Raw genomic sequence first — 19,638 nt, 5'->3', positions numbered from 1 at the left:
AGCGCGGCGAGCGCGATCAACAGCGCGAGCGCGCCGCCGACCAGCCCGCCGAGCAGGCCGCCGGTGCTGCCGTCCGCCCCGACGAGGGCCGCGCCCACGCCGAGGAGCGCGGCGGTCGCGAACACGAGGAGCGGTAACAGCGAGTAGACGAGGGTGACGGCGAACGCCTTCGCCCCCTCGACGAGGAGGTCACCCCACGCTTCGAACGCCGGCGGCGTGTCGTCGCCGTCCGCCGTCCGCCGAAGGACGCGGGAGACGTAGCCGAGCACGAGGATCGACGGAACGACGAGCGGGCTCGCGAGGAGGAGCAGCCCGCCGACGAGGACGGTGACGATTGCGTCGTCGCCGTCGCGCAGGTAATCGAGTGATGCGGATATCATGACTGTTCCCCTATACTGACGCGTCGAGTTATCTTAAAGACGTACGGCGGCGCGAGTGCGCTCGTGACACGGCCGGCCGCGCTCTCGACGGCGTCGGCCGGAGCCCGGGCCGCGCGGCGGACCGCGGTTTTATCTCCGAACCGCGCCGACCCGTGACCATGCCCGATCTCCACCCGATCGCGAAGCGGATCCACAACGTCCAGCCGAAGCCGGTCCGACTCACCCTCGAGGACGGCGAGACCGGCGTGTTCGAGTTCTCCTCGACCGAGTTCTTCCAGCGGGAGTTCCGCGGGGAGGGCGTCCGCACCGACGCCGACGGCGACGCGGAGTTCCGACTGATCACCTCCGAGGACCACGAGTCGGTGCTGCTGGGTCGGTCCGGACCGGAGGAGGCGGGCTGGACGGTCCTCGGCGAGATCGTCGAGGCCGAGCGCGCTGAGGACTGACGACGGCGGCGATCTGCCGGGCCGCCCGACCCAACTCGGTCCCTGCTCCCGCCTCCCGCGCTACCGCACGACCGTCACCGGCACCTCGGCGCGGCGGACGACCCCCTCGGCGACGCTGCCGAGCAGGATCCGCGAGAGACCGGTCCGACCGCGGCTGGCGAGCACGACGTGGTCGAACGGCTCTCCGGTCCCCTCCGTGCCGTCCTCGTCGCCGACGGCGGCGTCGCCGCCCGCGACGGCGAGGATCGTCGCGGTCGGCCGCCCCACCTCCAGCCTGGTGTCGACCTCGCGGTCCACCGCCTCGCTCATCTCGCGGAGGATCCGCTCGCCGCGTCCCTTCGCGCTGTCGTACCACTGGTCGACCGCGCCCGGGAACCCGCCCTCCGCGCCGGTCGTCGAGTCCGCCGGGTTGATCACGTGCAGCGCCGTCAGATCGGCGTCCGGCCACTCGGTCGCCGCGAACCGCAGCGCCTCGGCCGCCTCCGTCGAGCCGTCGACCGCCACGAGGATCCGCTTTGTCATGTCCGGCGTTTCGCTCGCTCGATTTAAAAAGGCCGACGGCGGCTCCGGACGCGTGGAAACGCGGGTCGCTCGGCCGTCGCCCCGCTCAGTCGCCGTGGCGCGTCACGCACTTCGAGAGCCCGATCAGCTCCACCGGCTCCGAGTTGTCCGGCGAGTAGACCACCATCTGCCCCTTCTCCATGTACGGGACCTTGCCGGCGAGGTTCGAGGGGATGTTCACGCTGTTGATCGCGTCCTCGTCGCCGAGGTTCAAGACGACCTTCGTGTTCACCTGTTTAAATACCGACTCCGCGACGTCCTGGGGGTCCTGCGTGATCAGGAAGAGGCCGAGCCGCTCCTTGCGCCCCTGCTTCGCGGCCTCCGTGAACTTCTGGACGACCTTCCGCGCCTGCACGTTGTCGGCGTCCGCGAGGAAGTTGTGCGCCTCGTCCATCCCGATGAGGAGCGGCGTCTCCTCGATCCGGTCGCTGTCGGGGTCGTTCGAGAGCTTGTCGTCGACGAGCAGCCCCGCGACCGCGAGCACGACGATCTCCTTCTGCCGCGAGGTCGGGAGGTGGTACGTCGGGATCACGGAGAGCCCGCCGGGCCGGACGAGGGTGTGGTCCAGCTCCGTGATCGGCTTCGCGTCCTGGTCGAACACGCCGCCGGGGACCGCGCGGACCCGCCGCTTCACGGCGTCGAACGTCGCCTCGTGGACCCGGCCGCTCTCGTCGAGCTCCGCTTTCAGCGCCGGGTCGTCGAGGTACGAGAGGAATTGGCTGTACGTCCCCGAGTCGCCGTAGTCGGCGAAGAAGCGGTTGAGGAGGGTCAGCAGGGCGGGGTACTGGTTGTCGTTGAGCCCGGAGCCGGCGACGAGCCACGGCATATCGCGGGCGAGCGAGAAGGGGATGGTGAACTCGACGCGCTCGGCGCGGTGGCCCTCGCCCGGGTACGTCGCGTTCGCGACCCGCGGCACCAGCGCGACGGTGTCCCCGTGGCCGCCGTGGGCGACCCCCTCCCGGTCCAGCCGCCGGGCGAAGTCGGCGTCGAGGTCGGGGTTGTCGTCGTGCATCTGCGCGTACTCGTCCTGCGGGTCGAACTGGACGACCGCCATCCGCGACTCGCGACCGTCGCCGGTCGGGTAGGTGCGGTCCGAGTCGAGGTACTGCCGGAGGACGTTCTTGGAGGCGTGGGTCTTCCCCGACCCGGTCCCGCCGGCGACGAGGGTGTGCCGGAACGCGAGGGGGTCGCCGTCGCCGTAGTCGTCCTTCACCCGGTAGTCGACGGTGGGGGGCTCCGCGGCCGTCCGGACCTTCTCGCCGCCGACAGAGAGGTGACCGAGGAAGACGCCCTCCTCGGGTATCTTCAGCCCGGTCTTGATCTCGGCGTCGTCGGAGGCCTCCTCGACGACGGCACCGGGCTTCGGCACCCGGTCCGTCATCCGGCGTTTCATGTCGTCGCCGGAGCCGTACACGACGGACATCGGCTCGAGTTCGGCCATGAACTTGTAATCGCGCTCCGTGAAGTCGTCCCGGCGCATCTGCCGGCGGGCGTGGATCTCGGTGGCGTCGTCCGACCGGAACTCCTGGGCGTACTCCAGCCCCGTGATCCGACAGAACAGGCGCTCGCCGTCCGGGTACGGGACGAGGAGGTACTTCCCGAGCCGGACCGCCTCGCGGTTCCCCGTGGTGACGAACGCCCTCAGCGTCGTCTCTTCGGCCTCCTCCGCCACGCGGAGCCCCTGCGAGACGGAGACGACCCCGAGCCCGGTGTCCTCGCCGGCCGGTGCGACGTCGTACGCGGCGAACCCGTCGTCGGCCGCGTCGCCCTCGGCCGCCCCGCTGCCCCGGGCGTCGCCCTCGGCCCTCTCCCCGGCGGCGGAGGCCGACGCCGCCGGTCCGCCGTCGCGGCTCGCGCCGCCGCGCGCCCCCTTCGCATCGCCGTCGGGTACGTCGTCGGTGGGCTGGCCGGCGGCATCTCCCCCGCCGTCGCCCTCGTCGTCGGTGAACTCGGTGAAGTCCTCCAGCGTCATGGGCGAACCAGCGCCCGCCACGCCGAAAGCGTTTCCCCCTCCCGGCGGCGCGCCGCGGTCCGTCTGCGTCGCTCGCGGGCCCCTTTTCCGCGTCGGGCCCGTACACCGTGTATGATACTGGTTCGCGGCAGCGGCGGGGGGACGGACCTCACCGGCACGGTGTTCGAGCGCGGCGAGAAGCCGCCGGTGTACAAGGGGGCGCCCGACGAGGACGCCGCTTACGTCTGGGTGTGCGACGCCTTCTACGAGGTCGAGAGCGGCGGGTCGGCGCTCACCGTCAACGGCGAGGAGATACGGGTCGCGTTCGAGGAGCCGATGCCCCGGGGGTTCGACACCAAGTCGGCCGCGCTCGACGCGGCCGAGGAGCACGTCCGGACGCAGTTCGCCCGGATCGGCGTCGACCCCGACGAGGTCGAGGTCGAGGCGACGAAGGCGGAGCCGGTCTGACCGCCCCGGCCTGAGACACCGCCCGTTCGGCACGTCGCGGACCCGCCGGTCGGGACTCGCGCCCGAGATACCCGTTCCGCCCCGTTACGGGCAATGTGTCTGGCCGACCGGACGGCGTCGGCCAACCGGACGGCGTCGGCCAACCGGACGGCGTCGACCCCGGATCGCGAGCGGAACGCGAGGCCGCCGCCGAGGCCGCGAGCGACAGACCGGCCCTCCTCTCGTTCATGGGTCACACCTATCGCGGCGAACACCAGTACGCCGAGGACGCCGAGGAGCGGAAGTGACCGACCGCGGTTCCGCTTCCCACAACGCCTTTTTCCCTCGGTCCAACCACGTCGTATGACAGCGTTACCGGACCGCGTCGTCGGCGACGCGCGCACGAGCGACTTCGGCTGGGACCTCCTCACGGACCTGACCGACATCGGAAACCGGATGGCGGGCTCCGTCGGGGAGCGACGCGGCGCGGAACGGGTCGTCGAGGCCTTCGAGGCGGCCGGCCTCCGGAACGCCGGGCTCGACGAGTTCGAGATTCCCGGCTGGTGGCGCGGCGACGCCGCGGTCGAGCTCGCCGGTCCGGTCGGGCGCCGACACGATGGCTCTCACGAGGTCATCGCGCTCCCCGGAACGCCGGCGGGCGAGGTGAGCGCCCCGCTCGTCGACGTCGGAGAGGGCACCGACGAACAGTTCGAGGCGGCGAGCGACGAACTCGACGGCGCGATCGCGATGGCCTCCTCGCGCACGCCGGACTCCCACGGCCGGTGGATCCATCGGATGGAGAAGTACGTCACCGCCGCCGAACACGGGGCGGTCGGCTTCGTTTTCCGAAACCACGTCGAGGGCGCGCTCCCGCCGACCGGCGAGGTCGGGTACCACAACCGACCGGGGCCGATCCCGGCCGTCGGCATCTCGAAGGAGGTCGGCGAGCGGCTGACGCGACTCGCGGCGGGCGGCGGCGAGGCGGGGGCCCGGCGCGGCGAGGCCGACGCGCCGGAGCTGACGATCGAGGTCGACTGCCGGAACGAGCCGACCACCTCGGTCAACGCGGTCGCCGACGTGGGTCCGGACACCGACGAGGCGGTGCTCCTCACCGCCCACGTCGACGCCCATGACGTGAGCGACGGCGCGAACGACAACGGCGCGGGGTCGGCGCTCGTCGCCGAGGTCGGCCGCCTCCTCGAGAGCGTCGAGGGCGACCTCGACACCCGCGTTCACCTCGTCACCTTCGGGGCGGAGGAGATCGGCCTGTGGGGGGCGTCCCACGCCGCCGAGACGACTCCCCACGACGAGATCGCCTGCGTGATCAACCTCGACGGCGCCTGTAACTCCCGGAACCTCCGAGTGGGGACGAACGGCTTCGAGGGGATGAGCGCCGTCTTCGAGGCGGTCGCTCGGGCGTTCGACGCCCCGCTCGAGACCGGCGAGACGATATCGCCGCACGGCGACCAGTGGGCGTTCGTCCAGGAGGGGATACCGGCGGTGATGGCGTCGACGATGTCGGAGCAGTCCGGGCGGGGGTGGGGCCACACCCACGCTGACACGCTCGACAAGCTGGATCCGCGCGACCTCCGCGAGGTGGCGACGCTGATCGCGGCGGCGACCTACCGGTTCGCGACCGACGGGGGCGGCACGGCCGGCGGTGAGTCGGTCGCGCACCGGTCGCGGTCGGCCGTCCGCGAGTCGATCGACGACGGCTACGTCAAAGAGCTCAAGACCGGCGGTCGCTGGCCGTACGAGGAGTGAGGCTCGCGGCGCTAGACCGTCGCCCCGCAGACCGCGTGTCGACCGCGACCGAACGAGCGGCCCTACTCTTCCTCGTCGGAGTCGCAGACACCGAGCGGGAGCGTCTCGGGCGGCTCCACGTCGCCGTCGAGCCCCGCGTACGCGTCGTCGATGAGGCGGGCGAGTTGGGCCTCGGGCGTCACGCCGCGGGCGGCCGCGAGCGCCGCGAGCCGCTCGTACTGCTCGGCCGGAACGGGCACAGAACCCTCTTTCATATCTGACGCTGGACTCCGTAGCTACAAAAACGTTGTTCGGAGACCGACCCGTTCGACCGCGTCATCACGCTCGGCCGTCCGGCCACCGTTCCCGGCCGACTGATCACCGCTCGAACCGGTCGAAGAGAGCGTTCATCACCGTCGACTCCGCCCGCGAGAGGTGCTCCCACACCGTCGTCGACCCCAGCCCGATCTCGTCGGCGACGTCCTCGACCCCCACGCCGCGTCCGTGGTCGTAGTAGCCGACCGCGATGGCCGTCGCCAGCACCTCCCGCTGGCGCGACGTCAGCCCGTCGAGGATCCCCGACGCCGGCAGCCCCGGCGGCCGCTCGATCGACGACATCTCGACGTTACGCGCCAGCTCGACCTCGTTGCCCCCCCGCTCTAGCTCGCGGATCACCATCGAGAGGTCGTCGTCCTCCTCGATGTACACCGTCCACCGCTCGATTCCGCCGGAGATGGTCGTCCCGGTCCGGTAGTGGATCCCCATCTCCGAGAGCCGCTCGCGGATCCCGTCCCAACCCTCGCTGTCGACGACCACCGCGACGTACGCGTGCGTGCCGGTGACCGGCGAGAGGGGCTCGGCCTCGACGATGTTGTCGGCGGCGCGGAACTCGTCGATGAACGACCGGAGATCCTCGGTCGGTCCGCGGAGCTCGATGATCCGCTTCCGCTCGGTTCCCCGGCCCGTCATCGACGAAACCGACCGCATCGTCACGTCCGGGTGACGGGTGCTCACGTCGGACTCCGGCCCTCCGTGGTGGCGGATCCGGAGGGTGACTTCGCGCATACGGTACCCGTGGACGCCGACGCTCAAACGGTTTCCGGCACGCGTCGACGACGACGGCTCGGGCCGCCGACTGCCGTCGTTCCCCGCCCCGTCCCTGCCGCGCGCTTATGGGTGCGCGACGCCTACGAACCGATCGAATGCCCGAGGATCCCTCCGAGGACGGCCCGGCGGCGGAGCCGTCGATCGATCGGAGCGGCGAGGCGACGACGTCGCTCGGTGCGGACGACGAGCCGTCCGGGTCACAGCCTGTCGACGACGAGCCGTCCGGGTCACAGCCCGTCGACGACGAGGCGTCCGCGTCGCGTTCCGTCGACGAGGAGGTGCAGCGCCGCCTCCGGGAGGCGTACCTCAACGACGAGGAGCGCGTCCTCGTCGTGACGGCCGTGCGGTCGACCGGTCGCCGCGTCGCCGTGGAGTTCCGGCCGCCCCACGGCGGGCGGACCCACGTCGAGCGGTTCCCGGCGCCGCGGGACGGCTCGCTCGCGGAGTCAGAGGCGTTCCTCGCGTTCCTCGACGCCGCCGGCGTCTCGCCGCTCGACGTGGACGCGCTTGTCGGGACGCGGGTCCCGGCGACGTACGACCCCGAGGACGGGTGGCGCCTCGACGAGCCGTACGTGGGGACGCGGGACGAAGCGGCCGCCGCGACGGACGGTCGGCTCTCGGCTCGGTGGGAGCGCTCGCGCGAGTGGCTCTGGACTTACCGGTACTGGCTCGTCGCCGTCATCCTCGTCGGCGGCGAGCTGCTGTTCGTGGCCGTGATCATCCTGCTGTTCGCCTGAGCGGTCTGTCGGGTCAAGGACCGCGGCTACACGCCCCACAGCACGGTCACGCCGACGGTCGTCACGACCGCGAGCAGGAGCTGGAGCGGTCCGCCGACCCGGACGAAGTCGGTGAACTCGTACCCTCCGGGGCCGTACACCATCAGGTTCGTCTGGTACCCGACCGGCGTCGAGAAGGAGGTCGCCGAGGCGAACATCACGACGAGCAGGAACGCGAAGCCGTTCGCACCGAGCCGCGCGGCCGCGTCCACCGCGATCGGGATCATCAACACGACCGTCGCGACCGGGGTGATGACGTTCGCGAGCAGTCCCGTCACCAGCGAGAACAGCAGGAGCACGGCGACGGTCGGCAGCACCGTTCCGGTCGCCACCAGCCCCTCCGCGATCAGGGCCGCGCCGCCGGTCCGTTCCATCGCCAGTCCGAGGGGGATCACGCCGGCGAGCAGGAAGATCACGTTCCACGAGACCGCCCCGTAGGCGTCCGACGGCGAGAGACAGCCGGTGACGACCATCAGGAACACGCCCCCGAGCGCGGCGATGACGACCGGGAGCACGCCGAGCGCGGCCGCGCCGACGACCGCGGCCATGATCCCCACCGCGACGGGCGTGCGGGGCGAGAGCGGTGCGACCGCCTCCGCGTCGGCGGCGAGGAGGCGATCGAGCCCCCCGGCCTCCACGCTCACGAGGTCGCCGGACTCGGCGAAGTGCTCGGCCGACTCCGGAGTCATCCGGACGAGCAGGAGGTCGCCGACCGCGAGTTCGACGTCGTCGAGTCCGGAACGGATCAGGTTCCCCTGCCGTCGGATCGCGAGCACCCTCGTATCGTACACCTCGAGGAGACGCGTTTCAGCCAGCGTCTCGCCGACGAACCGCGACGTCTCCGGGACGAGCGCCTTGTCGAGGATCCTGTCCACCGTCGCTCCGTCGAGCGTCTCGTCGGTCACCCCCCGACCGCCGAGCAGCCGGAAGCCGCGCTCCGCACAGAGGGACTCGACCGACGCGGGCGTGCCGTGGACGACGAGCACGTCGCCGGAGCGCAGTCGGCGGTCGGACTCGACCGCGAGCGACCCCTTCCCGTCCCGGCGAAGCTGGAGGACGCTCGCGCCGGCCGGAGTCCGCTCCGCGAGGTCGGCCACCGGGGTCCCGACCGCGTCGGTCCCAGGCGGGACGCGCACCTGCGTCAGGTACTCGTCCAAGTCGAACTCCTCGACGAGGTCGGCGTTCGCGGGGATGCGCGCAGGCGTGAGCCGCCGTCCGACCGTCAAGAGGTAGCCGGTTCCGACGGCGAGGACGGCGACCCCGAGCAGGGAGAACTCGAACATCCCGATCGGCCCGCGGGCGAGGAGGGTGGCCGCGAACTCGCTCGCCAGCAGGTTGGTCGCGGTGCCGATCAGGGTGAGGGTTCCGCCGAGGATGGCGGCGTACGAGAGCGGCATGAGCAGCTTCGACGGCGACATCCCGCTCCGGTCGGCGAGGTCGGTGATCATCGGGATGAACACGGCGACGACCGGGGTGTTGTTGATGAACCCCGCGAGCGGTCCCGTGGTCAGCACGGTGGCCGCGAGCACGCGAGACTCGCTCCCGCGGGTCATCCTCGCGAGGTGGACCCCGAGCCGCTCGACGATCCCCGTGTTGTTGATCCCCGCGCTCAGCATGTACATCGCGACGATGGTGATCGTCGCGGTGTTGGCGAACCCCGAGATCGCTCCGCGGGCCGTGACGCCCGTCCACGGCTCCAGCGCCGCCAGCGCGACGACGATCCCGATTGCGGTGGTGTCGTTCGGGATGGCCTCGGTGACGAACAGCACCAGCGCGACGGCTATCAGGCCGAACACCGCGAGCGCTCCCGTCGACGCGCCGGCGAACATGGTCGAACCCCGCGGGGAGGCCACAAAGGGTTTCGCTCTCCCTCCGCCGCGACCCTCGCTTCGGTAGGGTCTCCGGCAACGGGCGCGACGCGTCGCTACGCGGCGATTCGTTTCGAGACGGGCCTCACAGACCGCGTAGAAGCGTTACTGGATGTGTCCTTCGCGCCGCAGCTGGTCCGCGTCCTCGTCGCTGTACCGCCACTCGACGTTCGCTTTCTCGTCCTGCCAGTCCCACGGTTCGGCGAGCACGACGTCGCCCTCGCTAATCCACGTCCGGTACTTCATGCGGCCGGGGATCCGGCCCAGTCGCGTCTCACCGTCGACACAGCGCAGGCGGACGTGGTTCCCGCCGAGGTGTTCGGTGACCACGGCGAACACTTCGTCGTCCGAGGGCATTCGGAGGTTCCGACGCCCGGATTCTTCGCTCATACGGATCGTAGTGCGTTCGTCGGTATAAGTGATGGGAGATACGTGTGCGCGTTTGTCACGCGTTATGACACGACCGGAGAGGCGTCGGCCCGTGGCGGAACTGGAGGTGCGTCGGCCTCGCCGTCGCTCACGCGTCACCGAACGCCGCGTCGATCTGCGCGAACGTCTCCGTCTCGTCGCCCGAGTTGTCGACGACCACGTGGTCGGTCTCGATCTGGTCGAACGCGTCTTTAAAAAGGAGGTGGACCTCGAAGTCGGCGTCGCTGATCCCGTCGCGGCGCTCGATGCGGCGCTCGACGACCGCCTCGTCGCACGCGACCTCCACGAGGTCGAACGACCCCGCCACCCGCTCGCCCACCTCCCTGACGTCGTCGCGGAACCGGGCGTCGGCGAACGTCGCGTCGAGGACGACGGCTCGACCGGTCGCGACGCGCCGTCGGGTCCGCTCGATCAGCTCGGCGTACACCGCCTCCGTCTCGGCGTCGCTGTACGTCGGCTCGTCGAACAGCTCCTTGCGGATCACGTCGGTGCGGAGAATCTCGCCGTCGATATGGGCGGCTACGCGCTCGGCGACCGTCGACTTGCCGACCCCCGGCAACCCGCAGACGACCGCGAGGGCGCCGCCCCCGGCCGCGTCGTCGGCCATCGGTTGGTCGTCTCCCGCGTCGTCGGCCATCGGTTGGTCGTCTCCCGTATCGACGACCGACCCTCCGAGGTCCGCGCCGTCGACGGCGTCGCGGTTCGACATCGGTACCTCCGTCCGGTCCGGCGAGTGGCCCCCTCTGTCGCTCATCCACTCGCACGGTCTCGCGAGAGGCAAAAGAACGTTCCCTTCGGCGCCGAGACGCCCTCGCCCCGGGGGGCTCGCACGACCCGGTCCCGGCCGCGGAACGCGAGCGAAGCGTTCAAACCCCGCGGTGACGAGGCGCCACGTATGAGAGACATGGAAAGCGTCGTCCTCGATCAGGACGAGGAGGCCCTCGCTCCGGCCGTCGTGGTCGCGACGATCGCGTTGCTCGCCGTCTTCGTCCTCGGGTTTCTGATTCAGATCGTCGGGCTCGTGATCTGAGTCGATCTGTGCTCGGAAACGCCGTAAACGCTTGACGGGAGGGGTCGTCTCCGGTCCCGCCCGTCGACGTGCCGACCGGGGCAACGTTCGTCCGGTCCGCCCTCTTTTTAAACCAGAGTACCGAGCACTCGGTCGTGACCTCTGCGCTCCTCGCCGAACTCCTCGACGGGAACGACGACCACGCCGCGGCCGCCGATCTCGCCGCCCACCGGGACGGCCAGCGGCCGCCCGTCGTCTCCGTCTGCTGTTCGGACTCCCGCGTGTCACAGGAGGGGATGTGGTCCGTCGACCGGCCGGGATACCTCTTCACCGCCGGCAACATCGGGAACCGGGTGAGCGACGTGGTCGACGGCGAGCGCGTGCTCTCGGGGAGCGTCGCCTACCCGCTCGCTCACACCGACACCGACGTGCTCGTGGTGGTCGGCCACACCGGCTGCGGCGCGGTCGGTGCCGCTCTCGACGCGGTCCGCGACGACGCGCTGCCGAGCGATCCGGGCGTCCGGGCCGACGTGGCGGACCTCGTCCCGATACTCGAGGCCGGCCTGGCGGCGATCGACGAGGGAGACGACACCGCCGCGAGCCTCCGCAACCGCCTCGTCGAGTACAACGTCCACGAGCAGGTCGCGATCGCCCGCGCGACGGACACCGCCGCCGGCGCCGACGTGTACGGCTTCGTGTACGACTTCCACGGCGCGTACGGCGACCGCGACGGCGCCGTGTACCTCGTGAACGCGAACGGCGATCGCGACCCGGAGACGCTCCGCGCGCTCGTCGACGCTTCCCACGAGGACAACGTGGCGACGCTGCTGTAGCGCCGTCTTCATCCACGCCCTCTGGCCGTACCCGCGGCCCCGGCTCGCATTCGACCGCCCCAGGTCGCAGCCGAGGTCCCGGCTCGCATTCGACAGCCGTATCACCGCGACGCCCGAACGAGTGGCTAATGGACCGTCGCGTTCTGTTCGCGAGTCTGATCCTCCTCGCCGGCGGTGCGACCGGCGTCGGAGTCGCCCTGTTCGCGTTCGTGGGTATCGACGACGCCACGGCCGACTCCGAGGTCGTGTGGGAGACGGAGCCCGTCGACGGGGACGACGGGAGCGGCGCGGTCGTCGCCACGGTGGACGGCGACCCGGTCGTCCTGCAGTCGACGACGGCTGACGGCGATCGGGTCGTGCGCGCGACCGCGGTCGGAGGCGAGGTGGCGTGGCGAACGCCGCTGTCGGCGATCGCCGTGGGCGACGCCGCCGGCGGCGACGGAGAGTCCGGCTCCGACGGCGACGCCGGCAACGGGACCGGCGGCGACGCCGGCAACGAGACCGACGGCGGCGACGCGCCCGCGATCAGCGGCTTCGTTTCGGCGACGCTCGGCGGCGACCCGGTCGTCGCGTTCACGACGGAGACCGGATCGCTCGTCGTCCTCGACGCTGCGGACGGCACGACCCGGTTTGCGACCGACCTCGGCGGCCCGAGCGGGCTCCGACCGGCGATCGGCGATCTCGACGACGACGGCGACAGCGAGGTGGCCGCGGCCACGACCGACGGGACCGTCCTCGCCGTCGACGCGACCGGCGATCGGGTCTTCGAGACGGCCCTCGACGCGCCGGTCGACCGACGCCCGCTTATCGCCGACTTCGACGGGAACGACGACGGGGACGGGGTCCCCCGGGGCGTCGCGGTCGCGACCGCGGGCGGAGACGAGGCGACGATCCGCCTGCTCGACGCGACCGGCGACGCGCGGTGGACCGCGACGCCGGCCGTCACGCCCCTGACGTGGGCCGCCGCCGACACGCGGGACGGCCCCGTGCTCGCGCTCGGCGGGACGAGCGGCAACCTCGAGACGATCGAGCTCACCGACGGGTCCAGCAGGTACGAGGTCGGTCTTCAGGACCTCCCCGTCGCGGTCGGCGACGCGGACCCCGGCCGGATATACGTCGGGGGCGCGGGCAGCGTCTGGGCGGTCGACCTCCGCGACGGCGAGGTGGTCTGGAAGCAGCAGTACGGCGGGGAGACCCGCGTGAACGCCCCGGGCGTCGCAGACGTTTCCGGGAACGGCGAGCCCGGCCCGGTAGCGGTGAACCGCGGGGGCGGCGTCCTCGCGTTGAACGAGCAGGGCGAGCCCATCGCCCAAGGCGACGTGGGCGATGCCGTGGTGTACGCCGGACCGCTGTTCGCGGACGTGAACGGCGACGGCAGCGACGAGGTGCTCGTCGTCACGGCCGACGGCCGGGTCGTCGCGCTCAGCGACTGATCGGCCGGGTCGTCGCGCCGGACGCTTCTGTCCTTTTTATACTGCGCTGACAGGAAAACCGCACGACACGACGGGAGCGGTGCCGGTCGTTCACCGGAAACGCGGTGTGTCCCCGGCGCGACCGCTCTCCGGGTCCCGCGGGTCGGAAAAGGGGCCCGGCTCGTCGCCGGTGCGGTTCGGCCTGCGTCAGTGCGTCTCGTCCTCGTACACCCACGCGGCGGTGTCGAGGCCGTAGCCGACGAGCTCGTCCTCGTCGAAGAACAGGTCGATCTCGCGCTCGTTCGCGCCCTCGTCCTCGTGGTCCGACGCGTGGATCACGTTGTGGCCGAGGTCTAAGCCGAAGTCGCCGCGGATCGTGCCCGGAGCGGACTCGGCGGGGTCGGTCTCGCCGACCATCGCGCGGACCTGTCGGGTCGCGTCCGCGCCCTCCCACACCATCGCGAAGACGGGGCCAGAGGTAATGAACTCGACGAGGCCGTCGAAGAACGGCTTGTCCTCGTGTTCACCGTAGTGCTCGTGGGCGAGCGCCTCGTCGATCTGCATGAACTTCCCGCCGACGAGCTTCAGACCGCGCTCCTCGAAGCGGGAGACGATCTCCCCGATGAGGCCGCGCTGGACGCCGTCGGGCTTCACCATCACGAAGGTGCGCTCGTCGTGGTGGCTCATCTACTCGCCACCCTGGTTGCGCCCTTCCTCGGTCCACTCGAGGTCGCGCGCCTCGCGGCCGAGGAAGTAGTTCTTCTCCGCCTTCGAGTCGACGAAGTGGAGGATCTGTCCGTCCTTCTTGACGTACATCGTGCCCGTGCCGGGCTCGATCTCCTCGCCGGTGTAGTCGCAGGTGCGTGTCTCGACCATTGGTTATCGCCCTCCGATGGAGTCCGCGTCGCGCTGGGTCTCCCGGAGCTGGAGCACGTCGCCCATGCGGACGGGGCCCAGGACGTTCCGGGTGATGATCCGGCCCTGGTTCGATCCCTCCTGGATGCGGCACTTGACCTGCATGGCCTCGCCGTGCATCCCTGTCTTGCCGACGACCTCTATCACCTCGGCGGTGGTCGAGTCGCCGGTGCCCTCTTCTGCGCTCATGGGTGGTTATCGGAGCTCCGCGACCTTCTCGCCGATGTCCTCGACGTCGTCCTCGGCGTCGCCGGCGTCCACGACGGCGGCGGCGGCCGATCCGACTTCGAGGCCGGCGGCGTGGCCGACGTCGTCCTGAGTGTCGACGAAGACGACCGGGATCCCCTTCTCGTCGGCGAGTTCGGGGAGGTGCATGACGATCTCCTCGGGGGAGACGTCCTCCGCGACGATGACGAGGTCGGCGTTGCCGCGCTCGACGGCCTTGGTGGTCTCGTTGGTTCCTTTCTTGACGGTACCGGTGTCTCGAGCTACCTCGAGCGCCTCGAGGGATCGCTCGGCGAGGTCGGCTGGGGTTTCGTAGTCTACGTAAACGGGCATATGTTGTTCACCTGTCCTCCGTGCGGGCTCGCGTGTCCGTCCCGTGGTCGGTCCCTAACGGAACGGCACATCATCAACCCCACAGAGGCTGTGACGCGACGTAGTCCGGACATCCATAAAAGCGCTTTCAATGTCCCTCGCGTGTGCGAGCGGGAGTCACGGGTCGGAACCGTCCTCTCGGCGGCCGCATGTCGTTCCCCTCGAACTCGCGGCGTCGACCGCGGTCCGATCGACTCCGCGTTTTTTAAACGTCGCTCGCTCCTCTCGTCCGACACCGAATGGCCCGTCTCGTTCACTACTCCGACATCGAGAACGTCTTCGACTCGTCCGAGCGGGCGGCGCGCCTCGCCGGTCGGATCCGGGCGCTCTCGGGTCCCGACGCGGCGGTCGTCGCCACCGGCGACACGACCGCGCCGGGCGTCCTCTCGCTGGTCGCGAGCGGCCGGCAGGTCCTCGACTTCTACGCGGTCACCGACACCCGCCTCGACACGTTCGGTAACCACGAGTTCGACTACGGGCCGGACGCGCTCCGCGGACTCGTCGCCGACGCGCCCGCGACCTTCGTCTCCGCGAACGTCCGCGACGAGGCGGGCGAGCCCTTCGGTCGCGCCGAGGGCGTCGTTCCGTGGACGACCCTCGAGGTCGACGGGGCCACGGTCGGATTCGTGGGCGTCACCGACCCCGCGACCGACTCGCTGAACCCGATGGCCGCCGAGCTCTCCTTCGACGACCCCGTCGCCGCCGCGCGCGGCGCCCTCGCCGAGATGCGGATCGCGGCGGCCGAGCGCGGGACGGGGGCGGACGCGGAACGCGGGGGCGGCGCGGACGGCGACGCGCTCGATCACGCCGTCGTCCTCTCGCACCTCGGCGCCGGCGACGACGACCTCGCCCGGGCGCTCGACGTCGACGCGATTCTGGGGGGACACGTCCACAGCAGACGCAACGAGGTCGTGGCCGGCACCCGGATCGTCCGCCCGGGCGTCAACGGCGAGACGGTCGCCGAGGTCGACCTCGACGGAAGCGAACCGGGCGACGACGCGTCGGAGGGCCGCGCGGCGACCGGCTCCGGGGCCGTCGCGACCGACGGCCCGAGCGATCCCGTCCCCGCGGCGACGCTCCACGAGCCCGACGGCGCCGACCCCGCGCCGGGGCTCGAGGCGGCGCTCGCGGAGCGGATGGCCGCGGCCGACCTCGACGAGACCGTCGACGTCGTCGGCGAGCCGATCGAGCGCACCGGCGACGTGGTCCACGGCGGCGAGTGCCGCGTCGGCAACTTCGTCGCGGACGCGTTCCGGTGGGCCCACGACGCCGACGTGGGGCTCTCGAACGCCGGCGGGCTCCGGCAGGGCGACCCGTGGACGGACGAGGTGACCAAGGCGGACCTGATCAGCCTGATCCCGTTCGAGGAGCCCGTGACGCTCGCCTCGGTCACCGGGGCGGAGCTGCACGACGTGTTCCGCGAGATGGCCGCGCCCGATGTCGACTTCGGCGAGGACGACTGGTGGCACGGGCACGTCTCGAACGCCCGCGTCGTCTGGGACGCCGACGCCGAGCTGGTTCTGGAGGCGACCGTCGGCGGCGAGCCGATCGACCCCGAGGCGCGCTACACCGTCGCGGTCTCGGAGTACCTCCTCCACTCCGAACACGAGTTCCCGACGCTCGCGCAGCGCCACCGGATCGACGAGGCCGACATCCAGTACGAGGTGCTCGCCGCGTACGCCCGCGAACACGGCATCGACCCCGCGGTCGAGGGGCGCATCGAGATCCGGAACCGCGCCGACGCCGCCGCAGGCGAGCGTCGCTGAGCGCCGGTGGGCCCGCGCCGGGCCGCTGTTTATAACCGCCGGCCGCTCTCTTGCCCACGTATGACCGACGACCTCGACACGCCGGTGCTCGACAATCACCTCCACCTCGACCCGCGTCACGGGCGCGGGGTCGACGCCGTCGAGGACTTCGTCCGACTCGGCGGCACCCACCTGCTCGTGGTGAACAAGCCCTCGTGGCACCTCGGGGTCGAGCCCGACGAGCCGGCGGACTTCCGCCCCGTCTTCGAGGAGACGCTCGACGCGGTCGCGGGCGCGACCGACGTCCTCCCGGGCCGCGCCTGGCCCGTCCTCGGCGTTCACCCCGGCCTGATCAGCCGGCTGGTCGACGAGCGCGGCTTCGCGCCCGACGAGGCCCGCGACCTGATGTGCGGCGGGCTGGAGGTCGCGAGCGAGTTCGTCGCCGACGGGCGGGGGCTCGCGCTGAAGTCAGGCCGGCCGCACTACGAGGTGAGCGACGCCGTCTGGGACGCGTCGAACGCGGTCACCCGGCGCGCGTTCGAACTCGGCGCCGCGCTCGAGTGCGCCGTCCAGCTGCACACCGAGACCAGCGAGGACCTCACCGACCTGGCCGTCCTCGCGGAGGAGTCCGGGCTCGACCGGACGCGCGTGGTGAAACACTACGCCGAGGGGCGGCTCGAAGGGCCGATACCGAGCGTGATGAGCGAGAAGGACCGGCTCGAACGCGCCGCCGAGTCGGGCGAGCCGTTCCTGATGGAGACCGACTTCGTCGACGACCCGGAGAAGCCGGGAATGGTGCTCGGACCGAAGACCGTCCCGCGCCGCGTCCGCTGGATGCTGGAAGCGGGGTACGACGACGCGGTCCGGCGCGCGCACGTCGAGACGCCCGAGGCGGTGTACGGGATCGACACCGAGGCGACGCTGGAGGCGTCGGAGCCGTGAGCGACGACGGCACGCCGCCGCCGAACGCATCATCGGCGAACGTCTCCTCGCCGAACGTCTCATCGCCGTCCGTCTCCCCGCCGAACGTCCTGTTCACGGGATTCCCCGGGTTCCTCGGGTCGGCGCTGCTCCGGCGGGTCCTCGGCCGCGGCGACGGGCCGGTCGCCTGCCTGATCCAGCCCCAGTACCGCGAGCTGGCCGAGGAGCGCGCCCGAGCGATCGTCGGAGCGGTCGGGGAGGACGCCGAGGCCGGCGCGCGCGAGGACGCCGCAGACGCCCCGGCGGTCCACCTCTACGAGGGCGACATCACGGAGCCGGGCCTGGGCCTCGGGTCGGCGCTCGACGACGCGGACCTGCTGGCGGGCGTCGACGAGGTGTATCACCTCGCGGCCGTGTACGACCTGGGCGTCGACTCCGACGTCGCCGAGGCCGTGAACGTCCGCGGGACCGAACGCGTCCTCGACGCCGCCCAGCGGCTCGCAGTCGACCGGTTCCACCACGTGAGCACCTGCTACGTCAGCGGCCGGTACGACGGCGTGTTCACCGCCGACGACCTCCGGGAGGGCCAGTCGTTCAACAACCACTACGAGGCGTCGAAGCACCGGGCGGAGGTCGCGGTGCGCGAACGCGTGGCCGACGGGCTCCCGGCGACGGTCTACCGGCCGGCCATCGCGGTCGGGGACAGCCGGACCGGCGAGACCGACAAGCTCGACGGGCCGTACAACCTCCTCCGGCTGCTCTCGGCGCAGCCCGAGCGGCTCGCGTTCGCCTTCTCGATCCCGGCCGCGGCCGAGACCGAGCTGAACGTCGTGCCGCGCGACTACGTCGTCGACGCGATCGCGGAGCTGAGCGGGCGACCTGAGACGGTCGGAGAGACGTACCAGCTCTGCGACCCCGACCCGCTGACGGTCCCGGCGTTCGTCGCGGTCCTGAGTGACGCCGCCGATCGCCGGACGGTCACCGTCCCGACCACGAAGCGGCTCGCGAAGGCGGCCGCCGGGCTGCTCTCGGTCGCGGGGGTCGACGTGGAGCCGGCGACGATCGACTACTTCGATCACCCGACCCGCTATCGGTGTCCGAAGACGAGGGACGCGCTGGCCGGGACAGACGTCTCGGTCCCGCCCTTCGAGTCGTACGTCGGCCGGCTCGCGGCGTTCGCCCGCGAGAACCCGTCCGTCGGCGCCGACCCGATGGCGTGACGGGAACGTCACGGACGCTCGTCACCGGGCGCCCCGGTCCGAACGCACGACGGGAGCGCCGCGACGGAATCCCGCGGTCGAGCGGGTGAGACGCCCTCTCTCGCGGCGATCGATAGGAAAGGCATTTGAGTAATCCGGGCGACGTACCGCACATGACCGACGACGACGCCGTTGAAACGTTCTATACCGACGACCGCTGGCAGAACTGGCTCGATCGCTTGAAAGAGGAGGACCTGGACCCCGAGAACGAGGACTCGGCGCGGCTCCTGTTGAACCTCCAGGACGACGCGGCGATCGCCGTCGTGAAGGTGCTCGCGGCGCTCGAGGAGGACCGCATCGGCGAGGACCGCGCGGTCGAAGAGATCCGCGGCGTGCGCGAGATCGTCCTCGCCGACGTCGACTTCGACGACGAGGACAAGGTGATGCTGATCGACGGCGTTCAGACCTCGCTCGTTCCCGTCTTCTACGCGGCCGAGGAGTACGTCGTCGGCGGCGTCGTGGAGGGCGACGTGACCGAGTTCGTGTACGCGGCCGCCGACGCCGAGGCCCAGGACGACCTCGACGCCGCGCTCGGCTATATCGTTCAGGCCGGGACCCGCGTCATCGACGGCGAACCGCTCGACATCGACGTCGTCGAGGACCTGGAGTACGGGCTCGTCTCCGAGTGGGTCAACGGGCTCGACTCGCTCCAGTCCGCGATCGAGGACCCGGAAGTCGTCGAGGAAGAGGACTGAGCGCGGCGACCGGTCCGATCTGGTTTCTCTCGTTTCGCTTCCGCCGAGGAGCCGTCGAGCCGCCGAACGGCCGCGACGGCCGATACCGGATTCGTCCGAACCGAGCGACCCGTCAGATTCCTCAGTCGGCGATAGGTCTCGCAAAAGGCGCTACTTCCGCCGGTCAGCGATACCACGAGAGGTCGAGAGGTCAGATAACTATCACACCTCGGTGATGTTCGATTTGATTGTTTCGACGGTCTCGTCGTCCAGTTCGAGTTCGGGATGCGAACTGCCGGCGTGTTCCTCGGCTTGGGCCATGACCTCCTGTTCGGTTTCGCCCTCGATAGTCGCGTGACACCCTTCCATCGGACATTCGAGTCTCTTCGTCATGATTCGTCTGTATGTCAGGTGCTAACGAGTATATTGGTATTATCGCTCAAACGGCGGAGACACCCCCGTCTCCGCACACCAGCCGAAAGCCACCGAGTCGCCGTCGGCTGTAGCGCTTTCCGTGCTGTGAGGCGTGCGACGACGGCCCGGTGACGACCGTCGATCGCGACGC

General features: G+C 71.0%; 25 protein-coding genes. 12 read left to right on the top strand and 13 right to left on the bottom strand.

Going from position 1 to position 19,638, the window contains the following annotated elements:
- On the bottom strand, positions 1-380 hold a 380-nt coding region (locus R6U01_RS03475), incomplete at its 3' end, for a DUF4013 domain-containing protein (protein ID WP_410285065.1).
- Positions 381-538: 158 nt separating this feature from the next.
- Here R6U01_RS03475 and R6U01_RS03470 point away from each other — a divergent pair.
- A complete protein-coding gene (locus R6U01_RS03470) occupies positions 539-826 on the top strand; it encodes a transcriptional regulator (RefSeq protein ID WP_410285064.1) in 288 nt (95 codons plus the stop codon).
- Positions 827-886: 60 nt separating this feature from the next.
- On the opposite strand, the gene R6U01_RS03465 is transcribed toward R6U01_RS03470, so the two are convergent.
- On the bottom strand, positions 887-1,348 hold the full coding sequence (locus tag R6U01_RS03465; RefSeq protein WP_410285063.1) for a universal stress protein: 462 nt from the start codon (positions 1,346-1,348) through the stop codon (positions 887-889).
- 85 nt (positions 1,349-1,433) lie between these two features.
- Positions 1,434-3,359, bottom strand: coding sequence for an ATP-binding protein (locus R6U01_RS03460; protein WP_410285062.1), 1,926 nt, complete (start codon positions 3,357-3,359; stop codon positions 1,434-1,436).
- A 111-nt stretch (positions 3,360-3,470) separates the two neighbouring features.
- On the opposite strand from R6U01_RS03460, the gene R6U01_RS03455 reads away from it, so the two are divergent.
- The 3 genes from R6U01_RS03455 to R6U01_RS03445 all read left to right on the top strand — a co-directional run bounded on the left by R6U01_RS03455 (position 3,471) and on the right by R6U01_RS03445 (position 5,549).
- Positions 3,471-3,806, top strand: a complete 336-nt coding sequence (locus R6U01_RS03455; protein WP_410285061.1) for a hypothetical protein — start codon at positions 3,471-3,473, stop codon at positions 3,804-3,806.
- A gap of 95 nt (positions 3,807-3,901) precedes the next feature.
- Positions 3,902-4,093, top strand: coding sequence for a hypothetical protein (locus R6U01_RS03450; RefSeq protein ID WP_410285060.1), 192 nt, complete (start codon positions 3,902-3,904; stop codon positions 4,091-4,093).
- 55 nt (positions 4,094-4,148) lie between these two features.
- On the top strand, positions 4,149-5,549 hold the full coding sequence (locus tag R6U01_RS03445; RefSeq protein WP_410285059.1) for a M28 family peptidase: 1,401 nt from the start codon (positions 4,149-4,151) through the stop codon (positions 5,547-5,549).
- A 62-nt stretch (positions 5,550-5,611) separates the two neighbouring features.
- On the opposite strand, the gene R6U01_RS03440 is transcribed toward R6U01_RS03445, so the two are convergent.
- Together R6U01_RS03440 and R6U01_RS03435 are read right to left on the bottom strand one after the other, a co-directional pair.
- Positions 5,612-5,803, bottom strand: coding sequence for a hypothetical protein (locus tag R6U01_RS03440; protein ID WP_410285058.1), 192 nt, complete (start codon positions 5,801-5,803; stop codon positions 5,612-5,614).
- A 103-nt stretch (positions 5,804-5,906) separates the two neighbouring features.
- A complete protein-coding gene (locus R6U01_RS03435; RefSeq protein ID WP_410285057.1) occupies positions 5,907-6,593 on the bottom strand; it encodes a helix-turn-helix domain-containing protein in 687 nt (228 codons plus the stop codon).
- Between the two features lie 137 nt (positions 6,594-6,730).
- Here R6U01_RS03435 and R6U01_RS03430 point away from each other — a divergent pair, with 137 nt between their 5' ends.
- The gene (locus R6U01_RS03430) at positions 6,731-7,372 is read left to right on the top strand and encodes a hypothetical protein (RefSeq protein ID WP_410285056.1); all 642 of its coding nucleotides are present in this window, start codon (positions 6,731-6,733) and stop codon (positions 7,370-7,372) included.
- A gap of 26 nt (positions 7,373-7,398) precedes the next feature.
- On the opposite strand, the gene R6U01_RS03425 is transcribed toward R6U01_RS03430, so the two are convergent.
- From R6U01_RS03425 to R6U01_RS03415, 3 genes are all read right to left on the bottom strand, one after another.
- The gene (locus R6U01_RS03425; RefSeq protein WP_410285055.1) at positions 7,399-9,240 is read right to left on the bottom strand and encodes an SLC13 family permease; all 1,842 of its coding nucleotides are present in this window, start codon (positions 9,238-9,240) and stop codon (positions 7,399-7,401) included.
- 144 nt (positions 9,241-9,384) lie between these two features.
- The gene (locus R6U01_RS03420; protein ID WP_410285054.1) at positions 9,385-9,669 is read right to left on the bottom strand and encodes a translation initiation factor eIF-1A; all 285 of its coding nucleotides are present in this window, start codon (positions 9,667-9,669) and stop codon (positions 9,385-9,387) included.
- 127 nt (positions 9,670-9,796) lie between these two features.
- Positions 9,797-10,462 (bottom strand): AAA family ATPase, encoded by a 666-nt coding sequence (locus R6U01_RS03415; protein ID WP_410285053.1) that lies wholly within the window; start codon positions 10,460-10,462, stop codon positions 9,797-9,799.
- A 141-nt stretch (positions 10,463-10,603) separates the two neighbouring features.
- Here R6U01_RS03415 and R6U01_RS03410 point away from each other — a divergent pair, with 141 nt between their 5' ends.
- From R6U01_RS03410 to R6U01_RS03400, 3 genes are all read left to right on the top strand, one after another.
- Positions 10,604-10,738 carry a hypothetical protein gene (locus tag R6U01_RS03410; RefSeq protein WP_410285052.1) on the top strand — a complete coding sequence of 45 codons (135 nt, stop codon included), beginning with the start codon at positions 10,604-10,606 and terminating at the stop codon, positions 10,736-10,738.
- A 134-nt stretch (positions 10,739-10,872) separates the two neighbouring features.
- Positions 10,873-11,550: a carbonic anhydrase gene (locus R6U01_RS03405; RefSeq protein WP_410285051.1), complete on the top strand. Its 678-nt coding sequence runs from the start codon at positions 10,873-10,875 to the stop codon at positions 11,548-11,550.
- 128 nt (positions 11,551-11,678) lie between these two features.
- A complete protein-coding gene (locus R6U01_RS03400) occupies positions 11,679-12,983 on the top strand; it encodes a PQQ-binding-like beta-propeller repeat protein (RefSeq protein ID WP_410285050.1) in 1,305 nt (434 codons plus the stop codon).
- Positions 12,984-13,169: 186 nt separating this feature from the next.
- Here R6U01_RS03400 and ndk read toward each other — a convergent pair whose 3' ends face one another.
- From ndk to rpl7ae, 4 genes are read right to left on the bottom strand one after another with little or no spacing between them, the layout of a single operon-like run.
- Positions 13,170-13,649 (bottom strand): nucleoside-diphosphate kinase, encoded by a 480-nt coding sequence (ndk, locus tag R6U01_RS03395; RefSeq protein WP_410285049.1) that lies wholly within the window; start codon positions 13,647-13,649, stop codon positions 13,170-13,172.
- Positions 13,650-13,838, bottom strand: a complete 189-nt coding sequence (locus R6U01_RS03390) for a 50S ribosomal protein L24e (RefSeq protein ID WP_004046480.1) — start codon at positions 13,836-13,838, stop codon at positions 13,650-13,652. It abuts the gene before it with no gap.
- Positions 13,839-13,841: 3 nt separating this feature from the next.
- Positions 13,842-14,066 (bottom strand): 30S ribosomal protein S28e, encoded by a 225-nt coding sequence (locus tag R6U01_RS03385; protein WP_004046478.1) that lies wholly within the window; start codon positions 14,064-14,066, stop codon positions 13,842-13,844.
- Positions 14,067-14,072: 6 nt separating this feature from the next.
- Complete coding sequence (rpl7ae, locus tag R6U01_RS03380; RefSeq protein ID WP_092565764.1) at positions 14,073-14,435, bottom strand: 50S ribosomal protein L7Ae; 363 nt, start codon at positions 14,433-14,435, stop codon at positions 14,073-14,075.
- Positions 14,436-14,713: 278 nt separating this feature from the next.
- Between rpl7ae and R6U01_RS03375 the strand changes: the two genes are divergently transcribed.
- The 4 genes from R6U01_RS03375 to R6U01_RS03360 all read left to right on the top strand — a co-directional run bounded on the left by R6U01_RS03375 (position 14,714) and on the right by R6U01_RS03360 (position 19,094).
- Positions 14,714-16,240: a bifunctional metallophosphatase/5'-nucleotidase gene (locus tag R6U01_RS03375; protein WP_410285048.1), complete on the top strand. Its 1,527-nt coding sequence runs from the start codon at positions 14,714-14,716 to the stop codon at positions 16,238-16,240.
- Between the two features lie 60 nt (positions 16,241-16,300).
- The gene (locus tag R6U01_RS03370; RefSeq protein WP_410285047.1) at positions 16,301-17,161 is read left to right on the top strand and encodes a TatD family hydrolase; all 861 of its coding nucleotides are present in this window, start codon (positions 16,301-16,303) and stop codon (positions 17,159-17,161) included.
- Positions 17,162-17,250: 89 nt separating this feature from the next.
- Positions 17,251-18,360 carry an SDR family oxidoreductase gene (locus R6U01_RS03365; protein WP_410285067.1) on the top strand — a complete coding sequence of 370 codons (1,110 nt, stop codon included), beginning with the start codon at positions 17,251-17,253 and terminating at the stop codon, positions 18,358-18,360.
- 152 nt (positions 18,361-18,512) lie between these two features.
- Entirely contained in the window at positions 18,513-19,094 is a 582-nt protein-coding gene (locus R6U01_RS03360) for a DUF2150 family protein (protein ID WP_410285046.1), read from the top strand.
- A gap of 201 nt (positions 19,095-19,295) precedes the next feature.
- Here the strand turns inward: R6U01_RS03360 and R6U01_RS03355 are convergent, their stop codons facing one another.
- Positions 19,296-19,466: a DUF1059 domain-containing protein gene (locus R6U01_RS03355; protein ID WP_410285045.1), complete on the bottom strand. Its 171-nt coding sequence runs from the start codon at positions 19,464-19,466 to the stop codon at positions 19,296-19,298.
- Between the last annotated feature and the right edge of the window lie 172 nt (positions 19,467-19,638).

This window comes from Halorubrum sp. (genome assembly GCF_046498025.1).
GTDB lineage: Archaea > Halobacteriota > Halobacteria > Halobacteriales > Haloferacaceae > Halorubrum.
This window is presented reverse-complemented; position numbering and strand designations above follow the sequence as displayed.

What these genes read in the sequence shown, in the direction of transcription:
- R6U01_RS03460 (WP_410285062.1), bottom strand. Translation starts at nt 3,359, where the DNA reads ATGACGCTGGAGGACTTCACCGAGTTCACCGACGACGAGGGCGACGGC.
- R6U01_RS03465 (WP_410285063.1), bottom strand. Translation starts at nt 1,348, where the DNA reads ATGACAAAGCGGATCCTCGTGGCGGTCGACGGCTCGACGGAGGCGGCC.
- R6U01_RS03470 (WP_410285064.1), top strand. Translation starts at nt 539, where the DNA reads ATGCCCGATCTCCACCCGATCGCGAAGCGGATCCACAACGTCCAGCCG.
- R6U01_RS03375 (WP_410285048.1), top strand. Translation starts at nt 14,714, where the DNA reads ATGGCCCGTCTCGTTCACTACTCCGACATCGAGAACGTCTTCGACTCG.
- R6U01_RS03430 (WP_410285056.1), top strand. Translation starts at nt 6,731, where the DNA reads ATGCCCGAGGATCCCTCCGAGGACGGCCCGGCGGCGGAGCCGTCGATC.
- R6U01_RS03370 (WP_410285047.1), top strand. Translation starts at nt 16,301, where the DNA reads ATGACCGACGACCTCGACACGCCGGTGCTCGACAATCACCTCCACCTC.
- R6U01_RS03360 (WP_410285046.1), top strand. Translation starts at nt 18,513, where the DNA reads ATGACCGACGACGACGCCGTTGAAACGTTCTATACCGACGACCGCTGG.
- R6U01_RS03445 (WP_410285059.1), top strand. Translation starts at nt 4,149, where the DNA reads ATGACAGCGTTACCGGACCGCGTCGTCGGCGACGCGCGCACGAGCGAC.
- R6U01_RS03415 (WP_410285053.1), bottom strand. Translation starts at nt 10,462, where the DNA reads ATGAGCGACAGAGGGGGCCACTCGCCGGACCGGACGGAGGTACCGATG.
- R6U01_RS03385 (WP_004046478.1), bottom strand. Translation starts at nt 14,066, where the DNA reads ATGAGCGCAGAAGAGGGCACCGGCGACTCGACCACCGCCGAGGTGATA.
- rpl7ae (WP_092565764.1), bottom strand. Translation starts at nt 14,435, where the DNA reads ATGCCCGTTTACGTAGACTACGAAACCCCAGCCGACCTCGCCGAGCGA.
- R6U01_RS03410 (WP_410285052.1), top strand. Translation starts at nt 10,604, where the DNA reads ATGAGAGACATGGAAAGCGTCGTCCTCGATCAGGACGAGGAGGCCCTC.
- R6U01_RS03425 (WP_410285055.1), bottom strand. Translation starts at nt 9,240, where the DNA reads ATGTTCGCCGGCGCGTCGACGGGAGCGCTCGCGGTGTTCGGCCTGATA.
- R6U01_RS03420 (WP_410285054.1), bottom strand. Translation starts at nt 9,669, where the DNA reads ATGAGCGAAGAATCCGGGCGTCGGAACCTCCGAATGCCCTCGGACGAC.
- R6U01_RS03355 (WP_410285045.1), bottom strand. Translation starts at nt 19,466, where the DNA reads ATGACGAAGAGACTCGAATGTCCGATGGAAGGGTGTCACGCGACTATC.
- ndk (WP_410285049.1), bottom strand. Translation starts at nt 13,649, where the DNA reads ATGAGCCACCACGACGAGCGCACCTTCGTGATGGTGAAGCCCGACGGC.
- R6U01_RS03440 (WP_410285058.1), bottom strand. Translation starts at nt 5,803, where the DNA reads ATGAAAGAGGGTTCTGTGCCCGTTCCGGCCGAGCAGTACGAGCGGCTC.
- R6U01_RS03390 (WP_004046480.1), bottom strand. Translation starts at nt 13,838, where the DNA reads ATGGTCGAGACACGCACCTGCGACTACACCGGCGAGGAGATCGAGCCC.
- R6U01_RS03455 (WP_410285061.1), top strand. Translation starts at nt 3,471, where the DNA reads ATGATACTGGTTCGCGGCAGCGGCGGGGGGACGGACCTCACCGGCACG.
- R6U01_RS03400 (WP_410285050.1), top strand. Translation starts at nt 11,679, where the DNA reads ATGGACCGTCGCGTTCTGTTCGCGAGTCTGATCCTCCTCGCCGGCGGT.
- R6U01_RS03435 (WP_410285057.1), bottom strand. Translation starts at nt 6,593, where the DNA reads ATGCGCGAAGTCACCCTCCGGATCCGCCACCACGGAGGGCCGGAGTCC.